The organism is Lysinibacillus sp. JNUCC 51 (assembly GCF_015999525.1).
GTDB classification, from domain to species: domain Bacteria; phylum Bacillota; class Bacilli; order Bacillales_A; family Planococcaceae; genus Lysinibacillus; species Lysinibacillus xylanilyticus.
Genome location: NZ_CP065545.1, coordinates 2,074,858 through 2,100,435 on the forward strand (window position 1 = coordinate 2,074,858; position 25,578 = coordinate 2,100,435).

Annotated in this window: 26 protein-coding genes and 1 other annotated feature; of the genes, 15 read left to right on the forward strand and 11 right to left on the reverse strand. The window is 38.3% G+C overall.

Translation table 11 applies throughout. From position 1 onward, the window contains the following. Window positions 1-15: 15 nt before the first annotated feature. Window positions 16-1,524, reverse strand: a complete 1,509-nt coding sequence (locus JNUCC51_RS10005) for a DEAD/DEAH box helicase (protein ID WP_337991858.1) — start codon at window positions 1,522-1,524, stop codon at window positions 16-18. A gap of 549 nt (window positions 1,525-2,073) precedes the next feature. Here JNUCC51_RS10005 and JNUCC51_RS10010 point away from each other — a divergent pair. From JNUCC51_RS10010 to JNUCC51_RS10030, 5 genes are all read left to right on the forward strand, one after another. Further along, a complete protein-coding gene (locus JNUCC51_RS10010) occupies window positions 2,074-2,898 on the forward strand; it encodes a methyl-accepting chemotaxis protein (protein WP_337991859.1) in 825 nt (274 codons plus the stop codon). 189 nt (window positions 2,899-3,087) lie between these two features. Then, the gene (locus JNUCC51_RS10015) at window positions 3,088-3,693 is read left to right on the forward strand and encodes a dienelactone hydrolase family protein (RefSeq protein WP_337991860.1); all 606 of its coding nucleotides are present in this window, start codon (window positions 3,088-3,090) and stop codon (window positions 3,691-3,693) included. After that, window positions 3,680-4,636: a LytTR family transcriptional regulator DNA-binding domain-containing protein gene (locus tag JNUCC51_RS10020; RefSeq protein ID WP_337991861.1), complete on the forward strand. Its 957-nt coding sequence runs from the start codon at window positions 3,680-3,682 to the stop codon at window positions 4,634-4,636. Before JNUCC51_RS10015 ends, JNUCC51_RS10020 begins: the two co-directional genes overlap by 14 nt. A 148-nt stretch (window positions 4,637-4,784) precedes the next feature. Then, window positions 4,785-5,633, forward strand: coding sequence for an ABC transporter ATP-binding protein (locus tag JNUCC51_RS10025; protein ID WP_337991862.1), 849 nt, complete (start codon window positions 4,785-4,787; stop codon window positions 5,631-5,633). Further along, the gene (locus JNUCC51_RS10030; protein ID WP_337991863.1) at window positions 5,630-6,337 is read left to right on the forward strand and encodes an ABC transporter permease; all 708 of its coding nucleotides are present in this window, start codon (window positions 5,630-5,632) and stop codon (window positions 6,335-6,337) included. Before JNUCC51_RS10025 ends, JNUCC51_RS10030 begins: the two co-directional genes overlap by 4 nt. A 238-nt stretch (window positions 6,338-6,575) precedes the next feature. On the opposite strand, the gene JNUCC51_RS10035 is transcribed toward JNUCC51_RS10030, so the two are convergent. Continuing rightward, window positions 6,576-8,366: a response regulator gene (locus tag JNUCC51_RS10035; protein WP_337991864.1), complete on the reverse strand. Its 1,791-nt coding sequence runs from the start codon at window positions 8,364-8,366 to the stop codon at window positions 6,576-6,578. Between the two features lie 200 nt (window positions 8,367-8,566). Here JNUCC51_RS10035 and JNUCC51_RS10040 point away from each other — a divergent pair, with 200 nt between their 5' ends. From JNUCC51_RS10040 to JNUCC51_RS10050, 3 genes are all read left to right on the forward strand, one after another. Next, window positions 8,567-9,478, forward strand: coding sequence for an ABC transporter ATP-binding protein (locus JNUCC51_RS10040; protein ID WP_337991865.1), 912 nt, complete (start codon window positions 8,567-8,569; stop codon window positions 9,476-9,478). Continuing rightward, window positions 9,475-10,410 carry an ABC transporter permease gene (locus JNUCC51_RS10045; RefSeq protein ID WP_337991866.1) on the forward strand — a complete coding sequence of 312 codons (936 nt, stop codon included), beginning with the start codon at window positions 9,475-9,477 and terminating at the stop codon, window positions 10,408-10,410. The genes JNUCC51_RS10040 and JNUCC51_RS10045 overlap by 4 nt, the downstream gene beginning before the upstream one ends. Window positions 10,411-10,482: 72 nt before the next feature. Continuing rightward, window positions 10,483-11,190 carry a DUF4097 family beta strand repeat-containing protein gene (locus JNUCC51_RS10050; RefSeq protein WP_337991867.1) on the forward strand — a complete coding sequence of 236 codons (708 nt, stop codon included), beginning with the start codon at window positions 10,483-10,485 and terminating at the stop codon, window positions 11,188-11,190. Between the two features lie 260 nt (window positions 11,191-11,450). Here JNUCC51_RS10050 and JNUCC51_RS10055 read toward each other — a convergent pair whose 3' ends face one another. Further along, window positions 11,451-12,047 carry a GNAT family N-acetyltransferase gene (locus tag JNUCC51_RS10055; protein ID WP_337991868.1) on the reverse strand — a complete coding sequence of 199 codons (597 nt, stop codon included), beginning with the start codon at window positions 12,045-12,047 and terminating at the stop codon, window positions 11,451-11,453. 95 nt (window positions 12,048-12,142) lie between these two features. On the opposite strand from JNUCC51_RS10055, the gene pdxR reads away from it, so the two are divergent. Next, window positions 12,143-13,501 carry a MocR-like pyridoxine biosynthesis transcription factor PdxR gene (gene pdxR / locus JNUCC51_RS10060; RefSeq protein ID WP_337991869.1) on the forward strand — a complete coding sequence of 453 codons (1,359 nt, stop codon included), beginning with the start codon at window positions 12,143-12,145 and terminating at the stop codon, window positions 13,499-13,501. A 104-nt stretch (window positions 13,502-13,605) separates the two neighbouring features. Continuing rightward, window positions 13,606-14,415, forward strand: coding sequence for an EcsC family protein (locus tag JNUCC51_RS10065; protein WP_337991870.1), 810 nt, complete (start codon window positions 13,606-13,608; stop codon window positions 14,413-14,415). A 170-nt stretch (window positions 14,416-14,585) separates the two neighbouring features. On the opposite strand, the gene JNUCC51_RS10070 is transcribed toward JNUCC51_RS10065, so the two are convergent. Then, window positions 14,586-15,554 (reverse strand): quinone oxidoreductase family protein, encoded by a 969-nt coding sequence (locus tag JNUCC51_RS10070; RefSeq protein WP_337991871.1) that lies wholly within the window; start codon window positions 15,552-15,554, stop codon window positions 14,586-14,588. A 65-nt stretch (window positions 15,555-15,619) separates the two neighbouring features. On the opposite strand from JNUCC51_RS10070, the gene JNUCC51_RS10075 reads away from it, so the two are divergent. The 3 genes from JNUCC51_RS10075 to JNUCC51_RS10085 all read left to right on the forward strand — a co-directional run bounded on the left by JNUCC51_RS10075 (window position 15,620) and on the right by JNUCC51_RS10085 (window position 17,901). After that, complete coding sequence (locus JNUCC51_RS10075; protein WP_337991872.1) at window positions 15,620-15,835, forward strand: hypothetical protein; 216 nt, start codon at window positions 15,620-15,622, stop codon at window positions 15,833-15,835. Window positions 15,836-15,847: 12 nt separating this feature from the next. Continuing rightward, window positions 15,848-16,237, forward strand: coding sequence for a hypothetical protein (locus JNUCC51_RS10080; protein WP_337991873.1), 390 nt, complete (start codon window positions 15,848-15,850; stop codon window positions 16,235-16,237). Between the two features lie 84 nt (window positions 16,238-16,321). After that, window positions 16,322-16,586 (forward strand) — a binding site (T-box leader). Window positions 16,587-16,653: 67 nt separating this feature from the next. Continuing rightward, window positions 16,654-17,901 carry an MFS transporter gene (locus JNUCC51_RS10085; protein ID WP_337991874.1) on the forward strand — a complete coding sequence of 416 codons (1,248 nt, stop codon included), beginning with the start codon at window positions 16,654-16,656 and terminating at the stop codon, window positions 17,899-17,901. Between the two features lie 8 nt (window positions 17,902-17,909). On the opposite strand, the gene JNUCC51_RS10090 is transcribed toward JNUCC51_RS10085, so the two are convergent. The 4 genes from JNUCC51_RS10090 to JNUCC51_RS10105 form a co-directional block, all read right to left on the reverse strand. Next, entirely contained in the window at window positions 17,910-18,377 is a 468-nt protein-coding gene (locus tag JNUCC51_RS10090) for a hypothetical protein (RefSeq protein ID WP_337991875.1), read from the reverse strand. 27 nt (window positions 18,378-18,404) lie between these two features. Further along, window positions 18,405-18,548 carry a hypothetical protein gene (locus JNUCC51_RS10095; RefSeq protein ID WP_337991876.1) on the reverse strand — a complete coding sequence of 48 codons (144 nt, stop codon included), beginning with the start codon at window positions 18,546-18,548 and terminating at the stop codon, window positions 18,405-18,407. A 303-nt stretch (window positions 18,549-18,851) separates the two neighbouring features. Next, entirely contained in the window at window positions 18,852-20,036 is a 1,185-nt protein-coding gene (locus tag JNUCC51_RS10100; protein ID WP_337991877.1) for an NAD(P)/FAD-dependent oxidoreductase, read from the reverse strand. A 50-nt stretch (window positions 20,037-20,086) separates the two neighbouring features. After that, window positions 20,087-20,515 (reverse strand): helical membrane plugin domain-containing protein, encoded by a 429-nt coding sequence (locus JNUCC51_RS10105; RefSeq protein ID WP_049667242.1) that lies wholly within the window; start codon window positions 20,513-20,515, stop codon window positions 20,087-20,089. Between the two features lie 620 nt (window positions 20,516-21,135). On the opposite strand from JNUCC51_RS10105, the gene JNUCC51_RS10110 reads away from it, so the two are divergent. After that, the gene (locus tag JNUCC51_RS10110) at window positions 21,136-22,206 is read left to right on the forward strand and encodes an IS30 family transposase (RefSeq protein ID WP_337989642.1); all 1,071 of its coding nucleotides are present in this window, start codon (window positions 21,136-21,138) and stop codon (window positions 22,204-22,206) included. 232 nt (window positions 22,207-22,438) lie between these two features. Here the strand turns inward: JNUCC51_RS10110 and JNUCC51_RS10115 are convergent, their stop codons facing one another. Continuing rightward, complete coding sequence (locus JNUCC51_RS10115; RefSeq protein WP_337991878.1) at window positions 22,439-22,639, reverse strand: hypothetical protein; 201 nt, start codon at window positions 22,637-22,639, stop codon at window positions 22,439-22,441. A 76-nt stretch (window positions 22,640-22,715) separates the two neighbouring features. Further along, the gene (locus JNUCC51_RS10120; RefSeq protein ID WP_337991879.1) at window positions 22,716-24,230 is read right to left on the reverse strand and encodes a DHA2 family efflux MFS transporter permease subunit; all 1,515 of its coding nucleotides are present in this window, start codon (window positions 24,228-24,230) and stop codon (window positions 22,716-22,718) included. A gap of 159 nt (window positions 24,231-24,389) precedes the next feature. Here JNUCC51_RS10120 and JNUCC51_RS10125 point away from each other — a divergent pair, with 159 nt between their 5' ends. Further along, on the forward strand, window positions 24,390-25,295 hold the full coding sequence (locus JNUCC51_RS10125) for a TetR/AcrR family transcriptional regulator (RefSeq protein ID WP_134022796.1): 906 nt from the start codon (window positions 24,390-24,392) through the stop codon (window positions 25,293-25,295). Between the two features lie 171 nt (window positions 25,296-25,466). Here JNUCC51_RS10125 and cydS read toward each other — a convergent pair whose 3' ends face one another. After that, a complete protein-coding gene (gene cydS, locus JNUCC51_RS24795) occupies window positions 25,467-25,568 on the reverse strand; it encodes a cytochrome bd oxidase small subunit CydS family protein (RefSeq protein WP_403089349.1) in 102 nt (33 codons plus the stop codon). Between the last annotated feature and the right edge of the window lie 10 nt (window positions 25,569-25,578).

Below are 25,578 nucleotides of genomic sequence, written 5' to 3' on the forward strand. Positions count from 1 at the left end.
TCCTTCTCCCTCACACTATACAGATTCTTTAAAGTTAGATAGAATCGCATCTAAATCGCCTACTACCTTTTCGAACACATCAATTTTCGTATGAAGTAATGCTAATATTTTCTCTTCAATCGTATTGGCAATAGCTAGATTATAAATATGAACATCATGCTCCTGCCCTAATCGATGTACACGCCCAATTCGCTGCTCTAGCTTCATTGGGTTCCATGGCAAATCATAGTTAATGACATGATGGCAAAATTGAAGGTTAATCCCCTCACCACCTGCCTCTGTCGCGATTAGAACCTGTGCCCTTTCCTTAAAAAGATGCTTCATATAATCACGTTTGCTTTTATTATATTTACCGTTGAACAAGACACTCGTTATACCGTTAGAATGCAAATACCATTGCAAGTAAATTTGAGTAGCTCTATACTCTGTAAAAATAATCACTTTATCCTTAGCCTGTTCGACTATTTCAAGGGTCTTTTTCGCCTTCGAATTCACTTCTAAGGCCATTAATTTTGCTAGTATTTCTTCAATTTCTTGCGATTGCGCATTGTCTTCAAGCATTTTAGATAATGTTAAACCTGTTGCTTCCTTGCTACTACACATTTCCTTTTGCAATGTAATCTTTGAAAAAGATGCTGTATTTTGAAGCGTTCCGAGCAGATTATAAACTTCCTCTTCTTCCTTCGTGAATTGAATCGGGATAATTTGAACACGTCGATTTGTCCAATCAATACCTGTGTCCTCTCTCCTATTCCTCACCATCACCTGATTCACTAATTCCTTTAAATAATCATCATGCTCTAAATCATGCTTACTCGCCGAGAATGCAGATTGAAATGTATCATAATTGCCAAGATGGCCAGGCTTAAGTAAAGAAATAAGATAAAATAATTCAAAGACATCGTTTTGAATCGGTGTAGCCGTTAATAATAAACAAAACTTTTTCTTTAAACTTTGTACGAATTCATAAATTTGTGTTTTATGATTTTTGAGTTTATGAGCCTCGTCGATAATTATCATGTCGTAATCCTGCTCATAAATACGCTCTTTGTGAGGACTTTTCTTTGCCGTATCCATACTCATAATAAGGACATCATGGCGCTCAATCTGAACATTTTTTTTATAAGCTACTGCCGGAATGTGGAACTTTATATTTAATTCTTCCACCCACTGATTAATAAGAGATGCTGGAGCTAATATTAATGCTTTTTTAACGAGTCCTCGAATCAAATATTCTTTTAAAACTAAACCTGCTTCAATCGTTTTACCAAGACCTACTTCATCAGCTAAAATCGCTTTACCATTCATACGTTCAATAACTGTCTCTGCTGCTTCCAACTGGTGCTTAAGCGGCTTTAAATTTGGTAAATACTTTGTCGCCTGTAGACCTGTGAAATCAGGAATTAACTTCATTTTCACAATTTCATAATTCATCTTGTACAATGTCCAACTATCCCATTTTCCAAGTTCATTCAATTTATTGATAAAGCCTTCTTCCCATTCGGACGACCTTTCTATTTTCATGATCAACACCTCATGCCATTATTTCTAGTTTAGGTTGTCCAAAAAAGAGAAAGCTATGTTAAGGTTTTGCGAAAGAAAAATTAAATAATTAAAGTTTACTTCGGCAAAACTAGAAGTTGATTTTCGTTCCGGCTGGGCGCTTTGGCGCTGACGCTTCGCTTTCGCGCAGTTAAAACATTTGGTCGCTGTCCTTCGCTGACGCGCAGAGCAAAGCTTCCTAGGAGCGTCCGATGAGCCGCTAATCTCCAAAGAGTCGCCAAGCTTTCACTCCAATAGACTTACATTTTTTCTGCAAAGTTCTATTGCACATACTCCATGATTATCGCGTCTGTAATATTCTTACTATGCAAATCCAATCCCTGTTTTAAAATTAAACATATAGTACCCTTAATTTTGTATAATTTAAAAGGATAATGGTATTAATATAGTCTTTTTATTTTCTTACTTTTTTCATACAATTAAAGAAGTATTACTTTCCAAAACATTACGTTTATAGAAGAACGGGATTAAGTCCAGTTTAACAGGACTTACATATACTAGGAGGTTACTATGAAAATTCTTGAAGCATTAACAATGTCAATCCCTTACATGCATTTAGCTTTAAAGGGCGAGTCCATGATTGGATTAGTAGATAAAGAGAGTGAAACTATTATTGCTTATTTACCTGGGAAACGGATAGATTCTGGTTATAAGATTGGACAAAAACTTCTCCCACAGGATGCAATTTTACATCTTCCACTTAAAGGAATAAGCACTGATGAGCCTGTACCAAAAGAATATTATGGTGTGGAGTTTAACGCATTTTCTTTTCCCGTTCGTGAAAATGGGCATATCGTAGGTGCGCTAGCCTTTGGAATACCTATTGACCACTCTCTCCAAATGGAGAAATATATTACTACTATGAATGACATTATCCAAAACCTACAGGATAAAGTACATACAATTGCCTCTCATTCGGAGGAGCTAGCTGCAACTAGCGAGGAAATTAATAAGCAAACACAATTTGCTTTAGAGGATGCTGAAAAAACAAATGGTATTACCGATTTAATAAAAAATATTTCGCGTCAAACCAATCTACTCGGATTAAATGCATCGATTGAGGCAGCACGAGCAGGTCAGCATGGTGCCGGATTTAATATAGTCGCACAAGAAGTTCGTAAACTTTCTACTGAAACAACTACTGCTACTGACAACATTGAATCCTCGCTTCGAAGTATCAATCATAATCTTGAGAATTTAAAGCAAAACATGACTCAAATAAATGGTGCTACAAACGAACAGGCACAACTAGTTCAGGACTTTAGTGAAATTATTGAAGAGCTTAATGCACTTAGTATGGAAATGAAGGGTTTTATGTCTAAAGAAATGAAATAAAGGCATATATCAACGGAAAAATCCGCCTCGCTTTCTGTGGTTAAATCAAGAACCACAGAAGTCTGAGTGGATTTTTTTCATTTAGGGACTAATTACTGAAAAACGACGAAATCAATCCTAAAAATTTACAAAATATACGATATGATTACTTTTTGGTACACTATTAAAAAAAGCAAAAATGAGGTCTACATGAAAAGAAAAATATTTATTTTACACGAGATTTATGGCATCAACGATTTTATAAAAATGCAAGCTGAAGCATACAGGAACGCCAACACTACTGTTGAGTGCATTTCTTTATATTCAGATAATAGAGTATTTCCATATGAACAAGAACAGGAAGCCTATGAGTATTTCATAAACAAGGTTGGCTTTGATTCTCCTCTTGAAAAACTAACCAAAATACTATTGGAAGCTAGGACACATTATGATGAGGTGCTGTTAATTGGATTTAGTGTAGGTGCAACTTTAGCTTGGAGACTATCAACGCTACCATTACAAGGTATCGTTTGCGTCTACGGTTCACGCATTCGCCAATATTTGGATGTAATCCCCTCTTGTCCGACACTCGTTATTTTACCAGGTCATGAGAAAAGTTTTAATGTCCATGAATTAAAAGAAACACTCGTTACATTCCCATCTGTTCATACGAGACAATATCTAGGTCAGCATGGTTTTATGGACTTTAATAATGCAAACTATTGTAATGAAAGTTATTTACAAGTACAGGCTGAAATCTCGCAATTTTTCGAAATCAAACGAAGTCAAGGAGGACAAAGCAATGCACCAAAATGAAAGCATAATTATTGATCCTTATATAGAAGGAGGAAATGTAATTTATCCAAACTTTCATTTATCTATGCAGCCTGGCATTATTATTGGCATCTATACCGATGTGTCAAAAATACATACATTAATGCAGTGGTTTACGAAGCAAAATAATACGTATACACATTTTCGCGAAAATGCCTTGTATGAGCGACTGACGGTTCGAGAATATATCAACTTTTGCTTAAAGCTTTTCAATGCTTCTTCCGAAAAGCTGGAGGATTTATTAAAATTATTCGCTTTAACTGAGCAAAAGAACACTAAAATCAGCACGCTTTCAAATGGAGAGAAACAACGTTTAAAACTGATTCATACATATCTCAATCAGGCACAGATACATGTTTTAGAAGAACCATTCCAAAACCTAGATGAGTTTTCCAAGCAAAAAGTCATACAGTTATTGGATACCCTTCAAAAACAGAATAAAACAGTTGTTTTATTATCCAACAATTTTGAGGATTTAATTATTTCAAGTACAGAAATACATAGATTGGATACAATGGGCTTACATGCATTAGATGTTAAAGAGGATGAAACAGAATCAGCTTCCCCCTCTCAAGAAAACGTACCCATTCGACTAGATAAAATTCCTACAAAGAAAAATGATAAGATCATTTTATTTAATCCCCCTGAAATCGATTATATCGAAAGTGTTGAGGGTGTTGTTTCACTGTATGTTACAGGTGAAGCCTATCCATGTACATTATCATTAAACGAACTTGAGCAAAAATTGACACCGTTCGGCTTCTTTAGAAGTCATCGCTCTTATATCGTTAACTTACAAAAGGTACGGGAAATCATTACATGGACTCGCAATAGCTACAGCCTAGCCTTAAATAGCAATGAAAAGACCATAGTGCCTTTGTCGAAAAATAAGCTCGCGGATTTAAAGGAAATACTCGGAATTTAGTAGATTTCCCAGGAAATAAACGACTCCTGTCAGCTGAAATATTTCTCCACTAAAGGTCATTTTACTGCCTTTCACCTGTAAATTAATGTTGATATCCTTATTGTCTCTTATAGTGTAGATATCAACAACAACACAGGGAGGTTTTCAAATGAACGCAGTGATCGATGTTCAGCATTTGAAAAAAACATTTAATAAGGAAGCAGCATTACAGGATGTTTCATTTACCATTCAAAAAGGAGAAATATTCGGATTCCTTGGACCTAGCGGCTCCGGGAAAACTACTACTATAAAAATATTAACGGCACAAACTGAAAAAACTGCTGGCGATGTTTTATTGTTTGGTCGCCCAGCAAATGAGATGAAACAAAATAACAATCGTAAACGCTTCGGCATTTTAACAGATAATAGTGGACTATATACGAGACTTTCAATCGAGGAGAACTTATTACTATTCAGTAATTTATATCATTTGCCTAAATCGGCCGTAAAAGAGGCGTTGGATTTTGTTAACTTATACGGTGAACGTAAAAAGAAGATTAGTCAGCTTTCTAAAGGGATGATCCAACGTGTTACACTTGCTCGTGCCATCATGCATAAACCAGAATTATTATTTTTAGATGAACCAACTTCTGCACTCGATCCTGTTAATACACAGCACATTTATAATGGCTTACGCAAATTAAACGAGATGGGGACAACAATATTTTTAACAACACATGATATGAGTGAAGCAGAAATACTTTGTGATCGTGTAGCCTTCCTACATAAAGGTAAAATTCGAGCAATTGGTTCTCCGAAGGATTTGAAAAAAGAGTTCGGCGATGACTCTATTACAGTTGAATTAAAAAATGGTGCTTGTGAAGTCATCCAAACTGGAGAACAGGATGCTGAAAAACTGTTTAATTGGATGCAATCTAACGAAGTTTCTCGCATCTATACAAACGAGCCAACACTAGGTAATATTTTTATGCAAATAACAGGGAGTGATTTAGTATGAACATTTCAATGACACGTATCCAGGCTATTTTTATGAAGGATTATAAGGAATTTTCACGTAACTATGCGGTATCCACTATGGCCTTACTACCACTTATTATGGCTTTTGTATACAATCAAACAGGTGCCCATACTATCAGCATATATTTCCTATCGATAAATATGGCATTTTCTGTTGTGACTACCTATATACAATGCTGTTTAATTGCAGAGGAGAAAGAAAAAAATACGCTTCGCAGTCTCATGCTTTCCCCTGCTTCACTTGGCGATATTTTAATTGGTAAAAGCTTATTTGTCTTTATTGTTACAAGCGTTATTGTAGCAACGACTATTTTCATAGTTGGTTATAAACCTTCTAATCTTTTCATCATAGCTATCGCTTTAATGCTTTCGGCTGTGTTCTATATTGCACTAGGAACATTATGCGGTTTATTCACAAAATCGATTATGGAGGCATCCATCATCGTATTACCTGTTATGCTTATTTTCTCATTTGGTCCTCTTGCACTTGCTTTATCTTCTACTAACCCGATTGTAAAGATTGCAGAGTGGTTACCAAGTTCTCAATTGTTAGTATTAGCAGAAGCTTTAGAAGGAACATACACAACAATGGACGTCATTATTCCAATAGCTACTATCATCGCATGGTCACTAGTTACTTGGATTGTAGCAGGATTTATTTATAAAAAAAGAATGGTCGACTAATTTTTATTAAAGACAAGAGCTAACGTTATATTTTTAGTATTTTTAAGCTGAACTAATTATTTTAATTAGTTCAGCTTTACTTTTGATTATAATTACATTTCAGAACACTTATAGAAATGTAATTATTTTACATATAATTAAAATTTAAATGGAGGTGATTTTATAAGTACTTTTTACACCTAAAGAATTAGAAAGAATGTGCCATTCAATAGTTTGACGTAGATCCTCTCTCTCATCGTTAAATTAGACACTCAATTCTTGCCTTCTCCACCGCTTCTTCACGGCTATGCACTTGCAATTTCAGGTAAATAGAGGAGATATAATTTCGTATCGTACCTTCCGACAGATGTAGCTTTTGTGCAATTTCCTTATTGCGATGCCCTTCAGTCAAGCACCAGAGAACTTCCATTTCCCGCTCAGTTAGTTCATACCTATTCTGCACCTTAACTCCTATCTTGTGTTGAAACAATTGATGAGCTATATCTTGCGAGATCATCGTCCCCCCGCTATATATAAGTCGGATCGTTGCGGCCAATTCCTTAGGATGTATCGATTTCAACATGTAGCCTTCTGCTCCAATACGAAGCGCTTCAGCTGCCAAGGCAACATCCTCTATTGTTGTAATCATAATGACCCGAATGTTTGGCCACGTCTCTTTAATAAACTTTGTAGCTTCGATACCATCCATCTCGGGCATGTTGATGTCCATTAATACAATGTCGGGACGATCCTTCTTACATTCTTCAATGGCTTGCTTGCCATCTCCAACAACCACCACTTCGAAATCCTGTTCTTCTCCTAACAGCAATCTCAGACTCTCACTGACTAATGGCTGATCATCGGCCAACAAGATTTTGATTTTCTGTCCACCCTCATGAGATGGATTCGGTATCGTGCAGGTTACCATTGTGCCAGTATCCGGCTGCGAATGGATAAAAAGTTTGCCTTGCAATGGGGCTAGACGTTCCTTCATACCTGTCAGACCGAATCCATACTGGAGGTTGTCCTCACCCTTGCCGTTATCCTGTACCTGTAGCATCAAGTGCGTATGATCATATTGCAAAAGAACCTGAATCGTACTGGCTTGCCCATGACGACTGGCGTTAGTTAGAGCCTCCTGCAGACAGCGATACAAGGCAAGCTTGGCCTGCTTCATCACAGGATAAGGCTCACCCATTGTACGGAATACAATTCGAATCCCGGTATTCGTCTTGAATTCATCCATAATCTGAAGCAGCGCTCGATCCAATGGTAGCGCCTCCTCGATTGGATCCATCTGATGCACCTGGCGGCGAATGTCATCCAGTCCCGTTCTCGCCAGCTTGAGCATTCCCTGCAGCTTTGCTTCTCCCTCTTCCGAATGAATATGGGACTTTAACGTCTCCATTCCTAAAATCATGGAAGTAAAGGTATGACCGATCGTATCATGTAGCTCACGAGCCATACGGTAACGTTCCTCTAACAGCGTCATTCTTTCAATCTGAGATGAATACTGCTCCAAAATTGTGTATTGCTCTTTTATCAACGAAAGCTTCTGTTTGATAGCATTAATCGCTAAGGCTCCTTTTTGCAGCGCGTAGCTTACCCCGTAGAAGATAAGCGCATCGATTATGCTTTGCCATATGACAGGGTGTGAAAACGATGAACTGAAAGAATCCCCTGTACTTAGAACAAACAGTGTGACGGCGATAGGAAGCGAGAACCAATGGGATAGCCCTCGGGTATAGAACGCAATCGTAAAGAGGGCCGGTGGAAACAGACGTATCAGTCCAAAATCATAAGCAAGAAATAATGATATTCCACCAGCAAACAAGCACTCTGATATCAGGTATTGATAATAATGACCCTTCACAAATAAAAATGGGACAAGATTACACAGTAAAAGAGGAAAAAACACCCTCCAAAAAGTAAAGGTTGGCTGATCTTGATACATAAAAATGATAACGGCGACGACCCATAGACAACGAATAGCAAGCATAGTCCAGTCCTGCCATAACCACCGATTTTTATTTTTAATTTGAAAACGCATATGTACAACTCCTTTCATCTTATTGAACTGAGAAAAAAACAACCTGAGAGAACCCAATTTCCCTTGTCATATCAAGGTTATGACTTCTTGTCACTCGGCTTTATGACAATCGTTCTGCTAATTTGAAGTTGGATGAGATTCCACTAGAATACAGAAAAGTATATCTCATTCCAATTACTAATAAAAGGGAGTGGTAGGCATTGTCGCTGCTACAAATTCGTGATCTCACGAAAAAAATAGGAAACAAGATCATTGTTGATCAGGTAACGCTAAATATAGAAAAGGGAGAAATCTTAGGGCTCCTCGGTCCAAATGGTGCAGGAAAAACGTCGACGATTCGGATGATTGTCGGTCTCATGTCCAAAACAGGAGGCCAAGTACTGATTGACGGTACAGATGCTCATACCCACTTTGAACAAACTATGAAGCATGTAGGCGTAATCGTGGAGAATCCGGATTTGTACAAATATTTATCCGGTTATGACAATCTACTTCACTTCTCTCGTATGACGCCAGGCGTGACAGAAGCAAGAATCCGAGAAGTCATTTCACTCGTTGGCTTGGAGCATAGTATCAGTGATAAGGTTGCGACCTACTCCCTGGGCATGCGTCAGCGCCTAGGTCTTGCCGTCGCTCTCGTCCATAAACCTTCCCTACTTATACTCGATGAACCTACCAACGGACTTGATCCAGCTGGTATCCGTGAACTAAGAGGTCACTTGAAGCATCTAGCTCAAAAAGAAAGTGTGGGAATTATGATCTCCAGCCACCTCATGTCCGAGATGGAAATGATGTGTGATCGGGTCGCTATTATGCAGAAAGGAAAACTGATTAGTACTCACAAAATATCAGATATGGAAGAAGATGAACGACTGCAAGTTCGATTTGAAGTCGATCGACCGGATCTAGCTGTACAAATTCTCCAAACGCTAATGTCTGGCGATGAAATCACGACCGATCAACGACATATACAAATCCGCATCGCCAAGTCGGATATTCCGGAGATTAGCCAAAAGCTAATGGCTTCCGGAATTAACGTATATGCCGTCCACACGCTCAAAAAGACGCTGGAAGACATGTTTATCGAGATAACAGGAGGGGAAGACCATTGATTTCATTCATTCGCAATGAAAACATGAAGATTTATAAACGAAAGCGGACGTGGGTTATGATTGCAATCGTCTTGTTATACGTAGTACTTCAAATCGTGAATTTGAAAACAGCCGGAAGTGACGCTGTAAACGATAACTGGAGAGTACAGTTAGAACAAAAGAACGTGCAACTCCGTCAGGAAGCAAGCAAGCCGGACGCGCTGAACATTGAAATCAAGCAGGCTGAGAAACACATAGTACTGAACCAGTACTATTTAGACAAAGACATTCCACCTAGCACCAATGCATGGACCTTTGCAGTGAGCCTAGTACGGAATATCATTTTTGCTGTTTCTCTTATTTCCATTATTATCGCCGGTGAGATTGTTGCCGCTGAATTCGTATCCGGTACGATTAAACTTCTATTGACCCGTTCGGCTAGCCGCACCAACATCTACATCTCCAAGTATGTCGCCGCTATCTTGTTCGGCCTTATGTTATCAGTGGCTGGAGTATTAACATCAATCTTTCTTGGTGGCTTCATATTCGGTTTTGATGGATTAGCGGACAGCTATTTCTATGTAAAGAACCAAGCTGTAGAAGAAGTTCCAATGCTGCAAGCTCTACTTGTGGGATATGTGCTTAATATTCCATTCTTGCTCATCGTGATTACGTTGGCATTTATGATTTCTGCCGCCTTTCGGAGCACAACCTTCTCCATCGTTATTTCCCTGCTCGTCTCGTTGACTGGGTTTATTATTGCGATTGCGATGGACGGCTGGAGCTGGACGAAATACTTTGTCTTCTCCCACACTGACCTTACTCCGTACATATACGGAAATCCTTCTGTTGATGGGGTAACGTTGGGCTTTTCTCTCGTATTTATTGGTATCCATCTAGCAGTCATGTATTTAGTATCCTACCCTATATTTGTAAAACGCGATGTGGTCTGAGTGGCGAACTTCAAAATTGAGCAACAAAAGCGGAATTTTAGATCAATCTCTGCTAGAAAAAGGAGGATAAATATGAACAGAATGAAGAGAATAATTGGCGCTATGCTTGTAGTGTTATTACTGTTGATTGCTGCGTGCGGAGCAAAAAAGGAATCATCGGCGAAGGACCTAGAATTATCGGCGGTCGGTCTGACAAAGCTTGTCATTGACCATCGGAATGGGGAGATTCAGATTTCAGGGAACTCGGATTCGGATAAGATTGAAGTCGTTGCTGTGGCCAAGAGCAACGGGGTCAGCATGGATAAATTGGAATTAAATCTAGAAGCACAGAAAGATATTGCTTATTTAGATGCACGTTTTAAAGGGCAATTCCTAGCCATGGGCTCGGGGGCAGTCGATCTGGAAATCAAAGTTCCAAAGCAGCTTAAGCTGGATATTAAATCACATCGTGACGGCAATATCCAAGTATCAGAACTAGCGTCCAGCGCTAAGATTGAAAATATCAATGGTGATATTCAAGTATCGAATCTAACCGACTCACTTGAAATTGATAATCGAGATGGTGACATCATCGCTCGAGATATCGGTTCGGATGTAGTTATTAACAATATCAATGGACATATTACGGTTGATCAGGTTGGTGGCTCAGCTCAGATACAAGTAGGCGACGGTAGTCTAGATGTCAATCACGTGGCAAAAGATGCTTCTATTACACAGTCAGGTAACGGAGAAGTCCAGATTGGAGAAGTCAAGGGCAAGATCCTTAAGAATAAAGAATAATCTGAGGTTTATTTCAGAAGAACGGAAAATGATTCTTCGCCAAGTTGACAAAGAGGATTTATTCAAGGGATAAAGAACAAAAGAAAAGCACTGCCCAAAAGCAGACTTTTCTTTTGTTTCTAGCTATGCAACAGTAGATTTAGGGTGAAATTTATTTTGATCAAACATTATTTCAAAGTTACATAAATCTCTTCCCCTTCTATCTATTTTTGACACTTCCTATTATAAAAACTGGATTTAAGCTTTATATAACACCAATTTCATCCTAATTTTTCAGTAGAATTAACTAGCAACTGCTGTAAATGCTTTTTCACTTGTGGCCATTCTTGTAGAGTAATGCTGTACATCACTGTATGACGAGTCGTACCATCCTTCCGCACCATATGATTACGCAAGACCCCCTCCTTTGTTGCCCCTAAACGTTCAATCGCCTTTTGAGAACGTAAATTTTCGTGGTCTGTTTTAATTTGAACACGCTGTAGATTAAGTACCTCAAAGCAGTATTGTAATAATAAATATTTGCAATTCGTATTAATGGCAGTACGCCAAAATGCGGGTGTAATCCATGTAGTACCTATTTCAAGCCGTTTATGCGTTTCATCAATATCCATAAACCGAGTCGAACCGATGATTTTTCCGGATTTTTTATCCACAATCACAAATGGAAACTCAGTTTTTTCATGCTTTTTTTCTAATGCCTTGTCCACAAAGTTATTCACATCGACCATCTTCTCAACAGTTGTGGACATATGTGGCCAAATCTCTGGATAACTACCTGCCTCCAACAATCCTTGTGTGTCCTCTTGTTCTAATGGCTTCAGTAATACTACCTCATTTTCTAATGCTATAAAATTCATTTTGCTTCACTCCTTTTTTAATATTTAACGGTATTTTTGATATGATAGATATAACCAATTTTCAAAAAATACACCGTACCAGGAGGAGCAATGTTTTGGAGTTATCGATTTCATTTACTGGAGATACATCGAAATACGTGCAAATTTACGAGGAATTAAAACAATCAATATTAAAGAAACAACTACTGGCCCACGAGCAATTACCTTCTAAAAGAACCCTTGCTAAAACGCTTGATGTAAGTGTCCATACGATTAAGGAAGCTTATGAACAATTACTAGCTGAAGGCTATATCTATAGTAAGGAACGCTCTGGCTATTTTATAGCGCCCTTTGAATTTGAATGGGGACAGCAGCAAAAACATCACATATCCACAGCTATAACATCAACTACATACAATATAAAATTTGATTTTAATAACGGACATGTGGATAAGGACGCTTTTCCACTTTCGATCTGGCATAAGATGTTGAAAAAGCACTTCAATGTGGATAATTTAACGACAAGTCCTTGGCCTGGAGAATCAATATTGCGGATGGAAATCGCTCGCTATGTTGAACGATCAAGAGGAGTTACTTGTGAAGCCTCACAGGTGTTTGTTTATAGTGGTACACAAAATCAGCTTCAGGCTCTCTGCCAATTTTTTGGCCAAAAATCACATGTTGGCTTAGAGGAGCCTGGCTTTAAAAGAGTACGTGCAACATTGCAACAATGTGGATTAACAACTCATGCTATTCCTGTTGATAACTTAGGGGTAACAATACCGAAAAAATCCATCCACATGTTATACACAACACCCGCACATCAGTTTCCTCTAGGAATGGTTATGCCTGTTGAACGGCGTGCAGAACTTCTGCAATGGGCTACTTCTGATAATGCATATATTATTGAGGATGACTATGACTCAGAATTTCGTTATAAGGGGCTCCCTATCCCCTCCTTAGCAAAAATGGATCAGCTGCAACGCGTTATTTATTTCGGAACCTTTTCTAAAACACTTATTCCATCACTGCGCATTAGTTATATGATTTTGCCTAAATCGCTAGTCGAAGAATTTATGCTTTTTAATCAGGAGCAAAAATCTGTTGTCTCAAAAATAGATCAGCTTGTATTAGCCGATTTTATTGCTCAAGGTTTTTTCGATAAGCATTTAGCCAAAATGCGTACTATTTATCGAAAAAAGCAACAAACTTTACTAGCAGCGATTAACGCAAATTTTTCTAAGGAATTCGAAGTTATTGGTGAAAAATCTGGGTTACATATTGTTATGAAATTACCAAAAAGGCTTTCCGAACAGGAGGCAATTAAACTGGCCGAGGAAGTGGGCATTAAAGTCTATCCATGTTCAACCTCCTATCAACATGGCTCTAAACACGCTAAGGTCATTATGGGCTACGGTGGGCTAACTCTTGAGCAAATCAACGAAGCCATCGAGTTACTTGCAACAGTTTGGTAATCATTCACGCCAGAATAACTTCAAAATATTTATAAAACTAACGAAACCTTTTTAAAAATCTTCTCGTATTTAAATTAAATGCAAATATAAGGGGAAAAGACAAAATGGAGAATCTCGAGCAATTAGAAAAGCATTTACGGGAAATTCAAGCATGGGAGAAAGATCAAAAGGATTTATGGTTTTGGGAGAAATTAGGTCGCATTCCGTTTAAAATCTTAGACAAGATGACTCCTGCCTTTCTTCAAAATAAGATAGCTTTACTAGTTGATGAATTAGGGAGCTATATTCAATCAGGTGGTCAATACTTAATTAATGAACAGACTATGCTGCAGAAAATCCGAAACAATTCTTCGTTTCATAATATTTTTGCTATATCCGATATTGGACAAATCCCTTTGGAGGATATGATTGCACTAAGTGACAAACTCCAAAATGAACGCGTAAAATTAGCAACAGTACAAGGTGCTTCTACCGGCTTTGGTGGTATCTTTACACTGGCTATTGACATTCCTTTTATTTTAGGAATGGCTTTAAAAACATTGCAAGAGATTGCAATCATTCACGGCTATAATCCAAACGATAAAGTGGAACGAATTTTTATTGTTAAATGTCTCCAATTCTCCTCTGCTGATATTGTCGGCAAAGAAGCTATATTGAAGGAGCTTTCTTCTATGCATAATACGAATCATGCAGCGGAAGATATGATTTCACAACTGCAAGGCTGGCAGGAAGTATTTCTTACGTATCGTGATCAATTTGGCTGGAAAAAGCTATTTCAAATGATTCCGGTAGCTGGTATGATTTTCGGGGCCTATGCAAATAAAGGAATGATTCAGGATGTTGCTGAAGCAGGAATTATGCTCTATCGTAAGCGACGTATATATGAAAAAATCAATGAACTAGACAAGCAATAACACTTTCTATACCAATATAAAAAAGATGAGTCTGGATTATCAGAGTCATCTTTTCATCATTTAATCAATATTAACATCTACCACAACATTTTTATGGTACTCATCAAGATTCCCTTAGCCCGTTTTTGAAAAATCCAATATAGCGTGTATCTATACCGGGCTTGGTTATTTTATATTTTAATTAAAATCTTCCCTTGATGCTGGCGACTTTCCATTAGGTCATGCGCTTTCTGCATGTCTTCTAATTTAAAGATATTAGCAATTGGTACTTGGAAGCTTTCATCCTTCAATAACGCAAACATCTCCTGTGCAACTTGTTGTAGCATTTCTGGCTTGGAAGCTCGAGTCGTTCCTAAGCTAAAGCCTTTCACATTGCGGCAGCTATTATGTAAATCAGATGTTTTAATATTCCCAGCTTTACCACCACTATTTCCAAATTGCACTAGCGTCCCATACGGAGCTAAACAATTAAAGCTCTCTTCCGTAATATTTCCTGCAATTGAGTCAAAAACAATATTAACACCTTGACCATCTGTATATTCATTGACTTGAGCACTGAAATCGTCGTATGTCAGTACATGATGGGCACCTAATTCATATGCAATCGTCGCTTTTTTCATATCGCTAACCGTGCCAATTATCTTCTTGGCGCCTAGCTTTTTCGTCATTTGAATCAGCATTGTCCCTACCCCACCAGATGCAGCATGAATTAATACGCTATCATCTGTACTAATTGGAGCAATTCGATGTGTCAAAAGATAGGATAGAAACAAAACCGTTGGCACAGCGGCCGCCTTTTCCAAAGGGACCTCATTCGGAACTTTAAAGACGAGCTGCTCTTTCGCCACCACATATTCTGCATAGGCTCCGTTTTTCGGGAATGCAATAACTTGGTCTCCCCTTTTAAAATTACTGTCCCCATCAAAAACCTCTTCAACTACACCAGCTACATCTAAACCGAGTATCATTGGGAAATTTGCTTTCGCTTTATTACCATTTCTATTTTTAATATCAGCAAAATTCACACTCGTATATGTCGTACGTATTAATACTTCCCCTGCTGAAATAGTGGGCTTTGGACACTCCACATACTTTAAAACATCAGAAGTACCAAACTCATTAATGATTATAGCCTTCATATATTTCTCCCCCCTTGTTATAGTAAGATTATAAAATAAAAAAGGAGTAAATGGGTGGAATTTCCATGAAAATCAAATCAATAAAAGAACAATACAACGGGATCTCATACAATTACTTTGATAGTACTAGTAATAAGGTGTGTTTTTTGTTCTCTGGCACAGGTTATACGTATGAAAAACCACTTCTTTATTATTCCTCTGAGCTGATGCTAGAGCTTGGCTATGATGTAGTACAAGTATGCTATTCATTTAATTCAAAGCAATTTGAGCAGGAACCATAAGCCATTTCAGCAATGGTTTATAATGCCGCGAATTCTATTGTGGAATATGTCTTAAGCACAAAATCTTATACAGAAGCTGTCTACATAGGAAAGTCACTCGGAACATTGCCAATTACAGATTTTTATATGCAGCAGTCTTCCCCTATTCCCTCTCGTTATGTACTTTTAACGCCGCTCCTGGGACTTGAACATGTTATGAAAAATTTGCTAGAAAAGCATGCATTTCTAGCAATCGGTACAGCTGATCCCCACTACTCAAAAGAAAGCATAGAACAACTTTCTTCACATGAGCTTGCTATTATAGAAAATGCTGACCATTCTCTTGAAATAACAAATCATACAGTTGAGTCAGTCATCATTTGTCAGTCACTATTAACAGAGCTTAAAGCTTATCTTCAATAAGACTATCGGAAAATTTCCATAGTACATCAAAATATTTCTGAAATTTAACACTTTACTGAAATTATTAACATATGCTACACTAGCAAAAATACATTGAAGAGAAGAGTAAATAAGGTTGTTCTTCCCAGAGAGCTCGGGTTGCTGAAAACGAGTAAGAACGAATTATTGAAACAAGCCTCGGAGTAGCGCATTGGATTTTTAATTGAATGATGGTGCGACGGGAACTCCCGTTACAGAGTAACAGTATAAGCATAAGTATATATGCCGTACTGAAAAGGCTATTATGGCGACATAATAGTGAACTAGGGTGGCACCACGTGAGTATAAATTCCACAATCTCGTCCCTAAGACAAATCGTCTTGGGGGTGGGATTTTTTTGTTTTAGTTACTTGTCATAACTACAAGGAGGAATTTATATGAGCATGAATAAATTATTAGAAGCGTGGCGTTATCCGGCTATTTTATTGTTTAGTATTGGTGTATCCAGCGTAGGAAGTTGGATATATTTTATTGCTTTAAATCTTATTGTCTTAAATCTTACAGGATCAGCTATAGCTGTGTCCGGTTTATATATCGTTAGAGCATCATCTACACTTTTCGCCAGTTTTTGGTCAGGTAGTTTGATAGATCGTTTAAATAAAAAATATCTCATGATCGTTCTCAATCTTTTCGAATCGTTACTAATTATCACACTACCTTTCTTCTCTACGTTGACTTGGATATATTTCATGGTATTTGTTATCACAATGGCTAGTTCTATGTATCATCCAACTTCTATGACCTACATTACCAAATTGATACCACCTGAACAAAGAAAACGTTTTAACTCGCTTCGTAGCTTTCTTGATTCCGGCGCATTCATAACCGGTCCAGCCATTGCAGGACTGCTGTTTACGATTGGAACACCTCATATGGCAATTTACTTGAATGCAGTTGCTTTATTTTTATCAGCCTGTATTACATTAGGTATGCCTAATGTCGAGGCTAATCAACAGCTGGCTAGTAAAGAAGATGAGAAAATTTCCTACAAAGTATTATTCAATGATTGGAAGCTTGTTATAAGATTTAGCCTTAAAAATCCTTATATTATGATGATCTATATTTTATTTAGTGCGATGATTGTCATGATGACAGCGACGGATTCTTTAGAGGCTGCCTTTGCTACTCAAGTACTTTCATTATCCGAAGGTGAATACGGTGTTTTAGTGGGGATAGCAGGTGCTGGTTTATTAGTTGGTTCTTTAACGAATACAGCAATCGTTGAAAAAGTGCCGACTGCTTGGCTAATAGGAATGGGTTCATTAATAACCGCATTAGGCTATTTAACTTTCACATCCTCTTACACATTTCTTATCGCTTCTTTTGGATGCTTTATTTTATCCTTTGCAACAGCCTTTGCCAATACGGGCTTCCATACTTTTTATCAAAACAATATTCCCGTCGATAGTATGGGGAGAATAGGAAGTATTTATGGCTTTGTAGAAGCCTTGTTCATTATTATCATAACTGCCATCTTTGGAATTGCAGCAGAAATTACATCTATTCGATATGTTATTGTACCTGCAGCCATCATCATGTTTGTAGTAGCAACGATACTGCTAATTTTAAATATTCAACCTTCAAAGGCTAGATTTTATAGAAATATTTCTGAACTCAATGAGTAAAGGGAATTTTAATGATATTGCTTCGCTTTTGCACACAGAAGCAATAGCGATATAAAAATCGTAGCACCTCCTATTATAAGGGGTGCTATGTAAAATATTGAGGTAACATCATGGTATTCCACCTTTGTATCGATAGCTCTATTTGTCGCTTCGGCATTTCTTTCCGTCACTTTGTCAGGGCTATCCACGTTTTTGATGGTTCTATCCACGATTTTTACGATTCTATCCGTCGCTTTGTCGGGGCTATCCACGTTTTTGGCTGTTCTATCCACGATTTTTACGATTCTATCCGTCACTTCGACTCTTCTTTCCGTCGCTTCGGCATTTCTTTCCGTCACTCCGACTCTTCCTTCCGTCGCTTTGGCCTTCCCATCCGTCGCACCGACTGCTTTCCGTCGTTCTAGCTCTTCCTTCCGTCGCTTCGGCATTTCTATCCGTCGCCCTGACTCTTCCTTCCGTCGCTTTGGCCTTTCCATCCGTCGCTTCGACTGCTTTCCGTTGTTCTAGCTCTTCTTTCCGTCGCTTCGGCCTTCCTTTCCGTCGCCCCGACTGCTTTCCGTCGTTCTATCTCTTCCTTCCGTCGCTTCGGCCTTTCTATCCGTCACTCCGACTCTTCTTTCCGTCGCTTCGGCCTTTCTATCCGTCACTTTGTCGGGGCTATCCACGATTTTGGCTGTTCTATCCACGACTTTGGTGGTTCTATCCACGATTTTGACGATTCTATCCGTTACTCCGACTCTTCCTTCCGTCGCTTCGGCATTTCTATCCGTCGCCCCGACTGCGTCGCTTCGGCCGTTCTTTCCGTCGCTTTAACTCTTCTATCCGCCACTCGGGACTCTCCCATCCAGCAGAAATGCCAAGCATTCACTTCACCTAAAATTGTATGTATACCCTAATAAAACAAAAAGGGCATGAATTCAATATTACTATTGATTCATGCCCTTAAAATATTAATACGCTAAGCCGAATAGCGCTTTAATGTGTGTAAGATAGCGGATGTTAGACGCTTCTTTCATAAGTGTTGCAGGAAGACCTTTAAGTTCTGTGTTGCTAGCACCGATAGTCGCAACAGCGTCTTTACGGCCTAAGCTTGCAAGTGTACCAGAGTTAATTGCAGAGAAAGTCTTCATCTCTTGGTTTTTGTATTGTGCGAATAAGTTGTAGCCAGCGCACTCACCCATTTGCCATGCAACTTGAGCAGTTGGTGCGTATAGCGGACGTCCGCCATCAGCTGGTAATGCAACAGATGCGTCACCAATTACGAATACATCTTCATGAGATGTTGATTGTAAGAATTCGTTAATTGTTGCTTTACCGCGGTCAGCAGCAAGGCCAGACTCGCCTACGATTGGAAGTGGAGCTACCCCACCTGTCCAAATAAGCGTATTAGCAACAATTGGTTCGCGATCTTTAAGAGAGATGACATTACCATCAACGCCTGTTACAGGAGTACCCGTAATGAATTCAACACCACGTTTTGCTAAGCTTTCAGTAGCACGTTGGATAAGTGTATCTGGAAGTACTGGTAAGATTTTTGGACCAGCTTCAACAAGTTTAATTTTAAGATCAGCAAAGTTAACACCGTGTTTTGCTGCGATTTTCGGGAAGTTGTCCACGATTTCACCAACAAGCTCTACACCTGTTAAACCGCCACCACCGATAACGATTGTTGCATCTGCTTCATCTTTTGTTTGCGCATATGCTTTAATACGGTCTTCGATGTGTTTGTTAATTTTATTTGCTTCGTTCACTGATTTAAGTACCATAGAGTTTTCTTCTAATCCAGGGATACCGAAGAATCCAGTTTGGCTACCTAAAGATACTACTAAAGTATCGTAGTTTAAAGTATAACCAGTATCTAGGTCTACTTTTTTATTGTCTACATTGAATTTTGTAACTTTAGCAATTTGTAAATCGATATCTAAACCTTTAAAGATTTTTTTAAGTGGTAAAGCAACAGCACCTTCAGCAATAGTACCACCAGCTAAACGGTGAAGTTCAGTGATGATTTGGTGTGTTGGGAATTGGTTTACTACAGTAATTTTAGCTTCATCAGCTGATAGATACTTACGTGCTGTTAATGCAGTTAAAACGCCAGCGTAACCAGCACCTAAGATGACGATTTCTTTTGTCATGATTAATTAATCCTCCGTCCATACGAATTGAATGTATCTCGAGTCGAGTCTTATTTAGCTTTACGTTCAGCGCTTACTTGTAAGAAAGCATTAACAAAACGGAAAACACCTTGAACTTGTGGGTCTTTTAACATTTTCATAAGACCGAATAAACCAATTACTTCTTGGCTTTCAGAAGCACGGTCTTTCGCTTCAATTGCAGTAGCTGCAAGGTTTTTAGCTGAACCTACTACCGGGCCTGCCATTTCTGTTACTGCACCAACAGTATCATTTTTAAGTACTTCGTCAGTTGCAACAGCTTGAGCAAACTCATATGATTTTGTTAATAGCGTCATCATTTCAGTTAACTTAGGTAATTGTTCAACTAATGTTGTAAGTGATTCCTGAACCTCAGGCTTTAATAATTGATCTAGCACATCCAGTTGTTCTTGACTCACAGTTAGTTGTTCAGACTGTGTTTGGTTTTTCGTTTCTGACATTTTGAACTCTCCTTTGCCATCACTATTACTATTTTAATTTTATTGCTTCCATGTAAAAAAGACCATTAAGGCACTTCTTAACAGTCGTTACAGCGCGTATATCTTACAAATCACCAGTCTCAAGAGCTGGATAGTAATTCGTATAACTTGTTATTACAATGTTAACTTTATTTTGCAAAAAGTGCATCATAATTCCATCCTTATCTTGTCTTGGTGACATTATAAACTCCATTATAAGACTGTTTGCACATTATTTCAATGAGCTAAATCACAATTTCGACAATCTTTTCAAAATTCATTGATTTTGTCAACTATACATCGTATTTAAGTTTACTTTTTGTCTCTACTGTTAAAAAATACAATATTTTTAACCTCGAATTTTTAAAATGTCACTGTAAAACATTTGATTTTCAATAGTATTTAGTCTACTTAAGCTTCCCCTAAATCGATCTCGTAATACTTATTTTATCTTCAGCATTATATGTTACATATATAAAGAAATCATTTTTCGGCGAATAGTAGAATCAAGTTGAACACTTTAGAAAAATAAAAACATCGTACGCGAAATCGTGTATTATTGAGGTTCCTACACCAATCAATAAGAAGGGATTTCGAATACGATGCTAGAACAGGATAACATAAAAACACGCATTAAGAAACCACGCCTTACACAGTTCCAACGTGGAGAACTTCAAGGCTACTTGAACGCTGGAATTACAAATAAGAGCGAGCTTGCGCGAAAACTCAAGGTTTCGCGTGGGACAATCTACAATGAACTCGCTCGTGGCACGACCACTCAAGTAAAGAAAATTAACGGAAAACATATCTACACGACGCAATATCTTGCGGAAACAGGTCAAGCTACAACTGATCGAAACGTGGCTCGTTCTCGTAAACCGTTGAAGTTTGAACGTGTGAAGGCATTCTTATCGTTCGTTGACGGACTGTTACTTGATCGCACAAAGACCATGTCTCCAGATGCGATTGTTGGTCTCGCGAAGCTCAAAGGGTTGTTTTCTCCGGAGGAAATGGTCTCAACAAAGACGCTTTATCACTATATCGCGCTTGGTCTTCTAAAAACTCGAAACAGTGACCTTCTCTTAAAGGTACGTCGAAATACCAAGAGTACTAAGAAAACGCACCGCCCGAATAAGACGGTTCTCGGTAAAAGTATTGAAGAACGTCCTGATAGCGTTGAATCTCGTGAAGAATTCGGTCATTTTGAAATTGACTCCGTCGTAGGGCGCAAGGATAAAGAAGATGATGTGCTATTAACCTTGATTGAACGTAAAACCCGTCGTGAATTCATTGTAAAAATGGACGGGAAAGACGCTGATTCAGTTAACTACGCACTCTCTTCAGTCCTCAAAGAATTTGGTGAATATGCATCTACTGTCTTCAAATCAATCACGGCAGATAATGGTTCTGAATTCGCGGGGTTGTCAGAAATGTTTGGTGATAGGATAGATATCTATTTCACTCATCCTTATTCTTCATGGGAGCGTGGAACGAATGAGAACCACAACGGAATCATCCGTCGTTTCATTCCTAAAGGACATGCGATTGAGGATTATAGCCGGACGCAGATTCATATGGTTGAGGAAGCTATGAACAACCTACCAAGAAAAATGTTTGACTACAAGACACCAAATGAACTGTTTGAGGAGGAACTCCAGAAACTTGTCGCTTAAAGATTGCGGGGACACCCCGCACCCCTTGAGCCTCCCTCGAAACAGAAAAGTCTCCTGTTCATCAGTCAGCAGCAAATCCTAACCTGTATTGGCTAAATCCGCAAGGGAAAGCGCCTTGCAGATCTAGCCAACACAGGTTGAACGACCTATGCCGACCGACGAACAGAAGACAAAGGAACCTCTGGGGTGTTTTTGAAAAAAGTGTTCAACTTGTAATTGTAATTTAGGGAAATCATTTTTCAACAGATTGCCAGAAGAAGTCTACAATTTCTTTCGCGGCCATAGCTTCTGATTGAAATAACCTTTCTCCTTCACCATCTTTAAAGTAACCTACTGACATTAATGCCATAAACGCATGTGCAAAAAAGGTAGCATTTCCCTTCCGAATTGTGCCTTGTTCCATCTCTCGTTGCATCGCCTGCTCTAGATGCATCAAAAAAGCTCCCCTTCGATAAACAGAATTATATTTTTTCATCCGTCTACCTATAGGGGAGCCTATCAGTTCATTATTATTTAGTTGTTTTTTTCAAATCCATAGAAGCCGCTGAGCTTTCAATTTTTACACGTTTTAGGAAGAAAGCAAGCACTAGCGCAAGGACTGTAACACCAGCTGCTATTAAGAATGAGTGTGTAATACCTTCTAATAAAGCATTTTGCATAATCTGATCCTGCATTTGTTGCATTTGTTCTGGCGTTGGTGCAACACCTGATTGTGCTGCATTGGCTTTTGCTTCTGCAATTAATTCTTCTGCTCTTGCTTTTGTACGGTTATTCATGATCGTTACCATCACAGCACTACCAATCGCTCCTGCCACTTGCTGTAAAGTATTATTAATGGCAGTACCATGTGGGTTCATCATTTGTGGTAATTGGTTTAAACCGTTTGTCATAATTGGCATCATAACCATTGACATCCCGAACATACGAATTGTGTACATGGACACGATAAATGTATAGCTTGAATCTAACTCTAACTGTGTTAAACCGAATGTTGCAATTGTTGTAATCGTTAAACCGATAATCGCTAGTATACGCGGTCCAAATTTATCAAAAAGTTTCCCTGTAATCGGCGACATAATCCCCATTGCAAGTGCCCCAGGAAGCATCATTAAGCCCGCTTTAAATGGATCAATTCCACGAATAGATTGTACATAAGCAGGTGTTAAAATCATCCCAGAGAACATAGCCATCGACACGATAACCGAGATAGCCGATCCAAGTGCAAACATTGGATATTTATAAATACGTAATTCAAGTAAAGGCTGATCCATACGTAGTTGTTTAAATATGAAGATGATTAAAGCAAGAAAACCAACTGAAATTGTTCCATATACCCAAGGACTTGACCAGCCCTTATCCCCTGCAGTACTGAAACCATATAGAATACCACCGAACGCTATTGTTGATAATAGTACCGAAGGGAAATCTAAATGTACTTCACGTGTTTCCATCACGTTTTCTAATTTCCAAATACCAAAAAATAAACTAATTACAGCAAATGGAATAATCATTTGGAATAGCATACGCCAATCATGGTGCTCAACAATATATCCAGATAATGTAGGACCTATCGCTGGCGCGGAAATCATAACTAAACCGAAAATCCCCATTGCTGCACCGCGTTTTTCTTTCGGAAAACTAATCAGCATTACGTTCATTAGAAGTGGTGACATACTTGCAGCACCTGCTGCTTGCACCATACGACCTGCTAAAAGTGTACCGAAGTTAGGTGCAAAGCCGGCCATAACCGTACCGATTGTAAAGACTGACATTGCTGCAATAAATAAATGTCTATTTTTAAAGCGTGTTACGAAGAATGCTGAAGCAGGTACTAAAATACCACTTACAAGCATATAACCTGTTGCTAGCCATTGTACCTTTGAATACGTTATATCAAAATCTTTCATGATTGTTGGTAACGCTACATTTAATAATGTGTTGTTTAAAAAAGCAACAAAAGCACCCACAAATAAAATTGAAATCATTCCATAGGGGGGCTTTTTCAGTGTTTGACCACTATTCATTTATATATCCCTCAATTCTTTCTTGTTTTTTCGATAAAACTTATTTTATACTCGCAGTCTACTTTTTTCAAGAATTAAGATTATAAAATTTAAAAACATTGATATATAGACGTTTTAGCTATAGAATGAGAGTATAATATTTTTAAAAAAGGTGAGGTTATGAACAAAAGAAAAAGACAAATCATTACTGCTGCTCGTGCTCTTTTTATTGAAAAAGGATTCGTGGATGCATCGATTAACGACATCATTAGTGCAGCTAAAATTTCAAAGGGTACATTTTATAATCATTTTTCTTCTAAAAATGAATGCTTAATCGCCATATTAGATGAAGGGCGTGAGGAGGCAAGTAATCGCCGTCATGAACTTCTTTACGGCAAAGATCCTACTGATTTGGAAGTATTAACACAACAAGTTGCGGTACTCATGTATGTCAATCGAGAACATAATTTAATTCAAATTTTTGAATCGGTTTTCCATTCTCGGGATAATGAACTAAAAAAAATTATTTTAAACTATCATTTACAAGAACTGGAGTGGCTTGCTAATCGACTTGTACAAGTTTTCGGAGAAGAAGTTAGTCCAATTAGCTACGAATGTGCTGTGCAAACACTTGGTATGATTAACCTTTCAATACGTGCTGTCTTTATTGCTGATTATAAATATATAAATCGCGAAGCCATTGTACGTGTAGCATTACGCAATATTAGTGTAATTATACCCGTTATGCTTGAATCAAAAGAAATCCTCATTAGTACGGAAATGATCAACACGATACAAAACGTCGCGAACTATAAAACAGTAGATAAGGGAACGGTCATTGAGCAATTAACAGGCTTTAAAAAAGGATTGTCTAAGAATGAAACAGCGGAAGGCTTAGAGTATGTGGAATTCTTATTAGAGGAACTACAGCGCGAAAAGCCAAAGCTCTTTATCATCGAATCACTTCTTACACCTTTCCGTAAAGCATTCGTTGGGACCGAACACGCAGAAGAGGCACGTGACATCGCTAATAGCTTATGGCGCTATGTAAAAATCGAACGACCATCAGAGCGTTGCATGAAGTAAAACTTCTCTTTAGACACTTAAAGGGACTATACGGAAAGTGTAGTATCACGCTTTTCATATAGCCCCTTTTTATATTTACTCTATTTAAATTAGGGTTCGACATCATATGGGTGGGATGACATTTTTTATATAAGTAGCAAGGCGATTCCTTTGGGGATTAGCGTCCACAGCCTACCGCTTAATTTGACGATCTTTCGGCCCTATCCAAAAGCCAATCACAATGCTAATAGTTACTACAAGAAAAGGTGCATACAAAATAATAAATTGATTCATATATAATTCC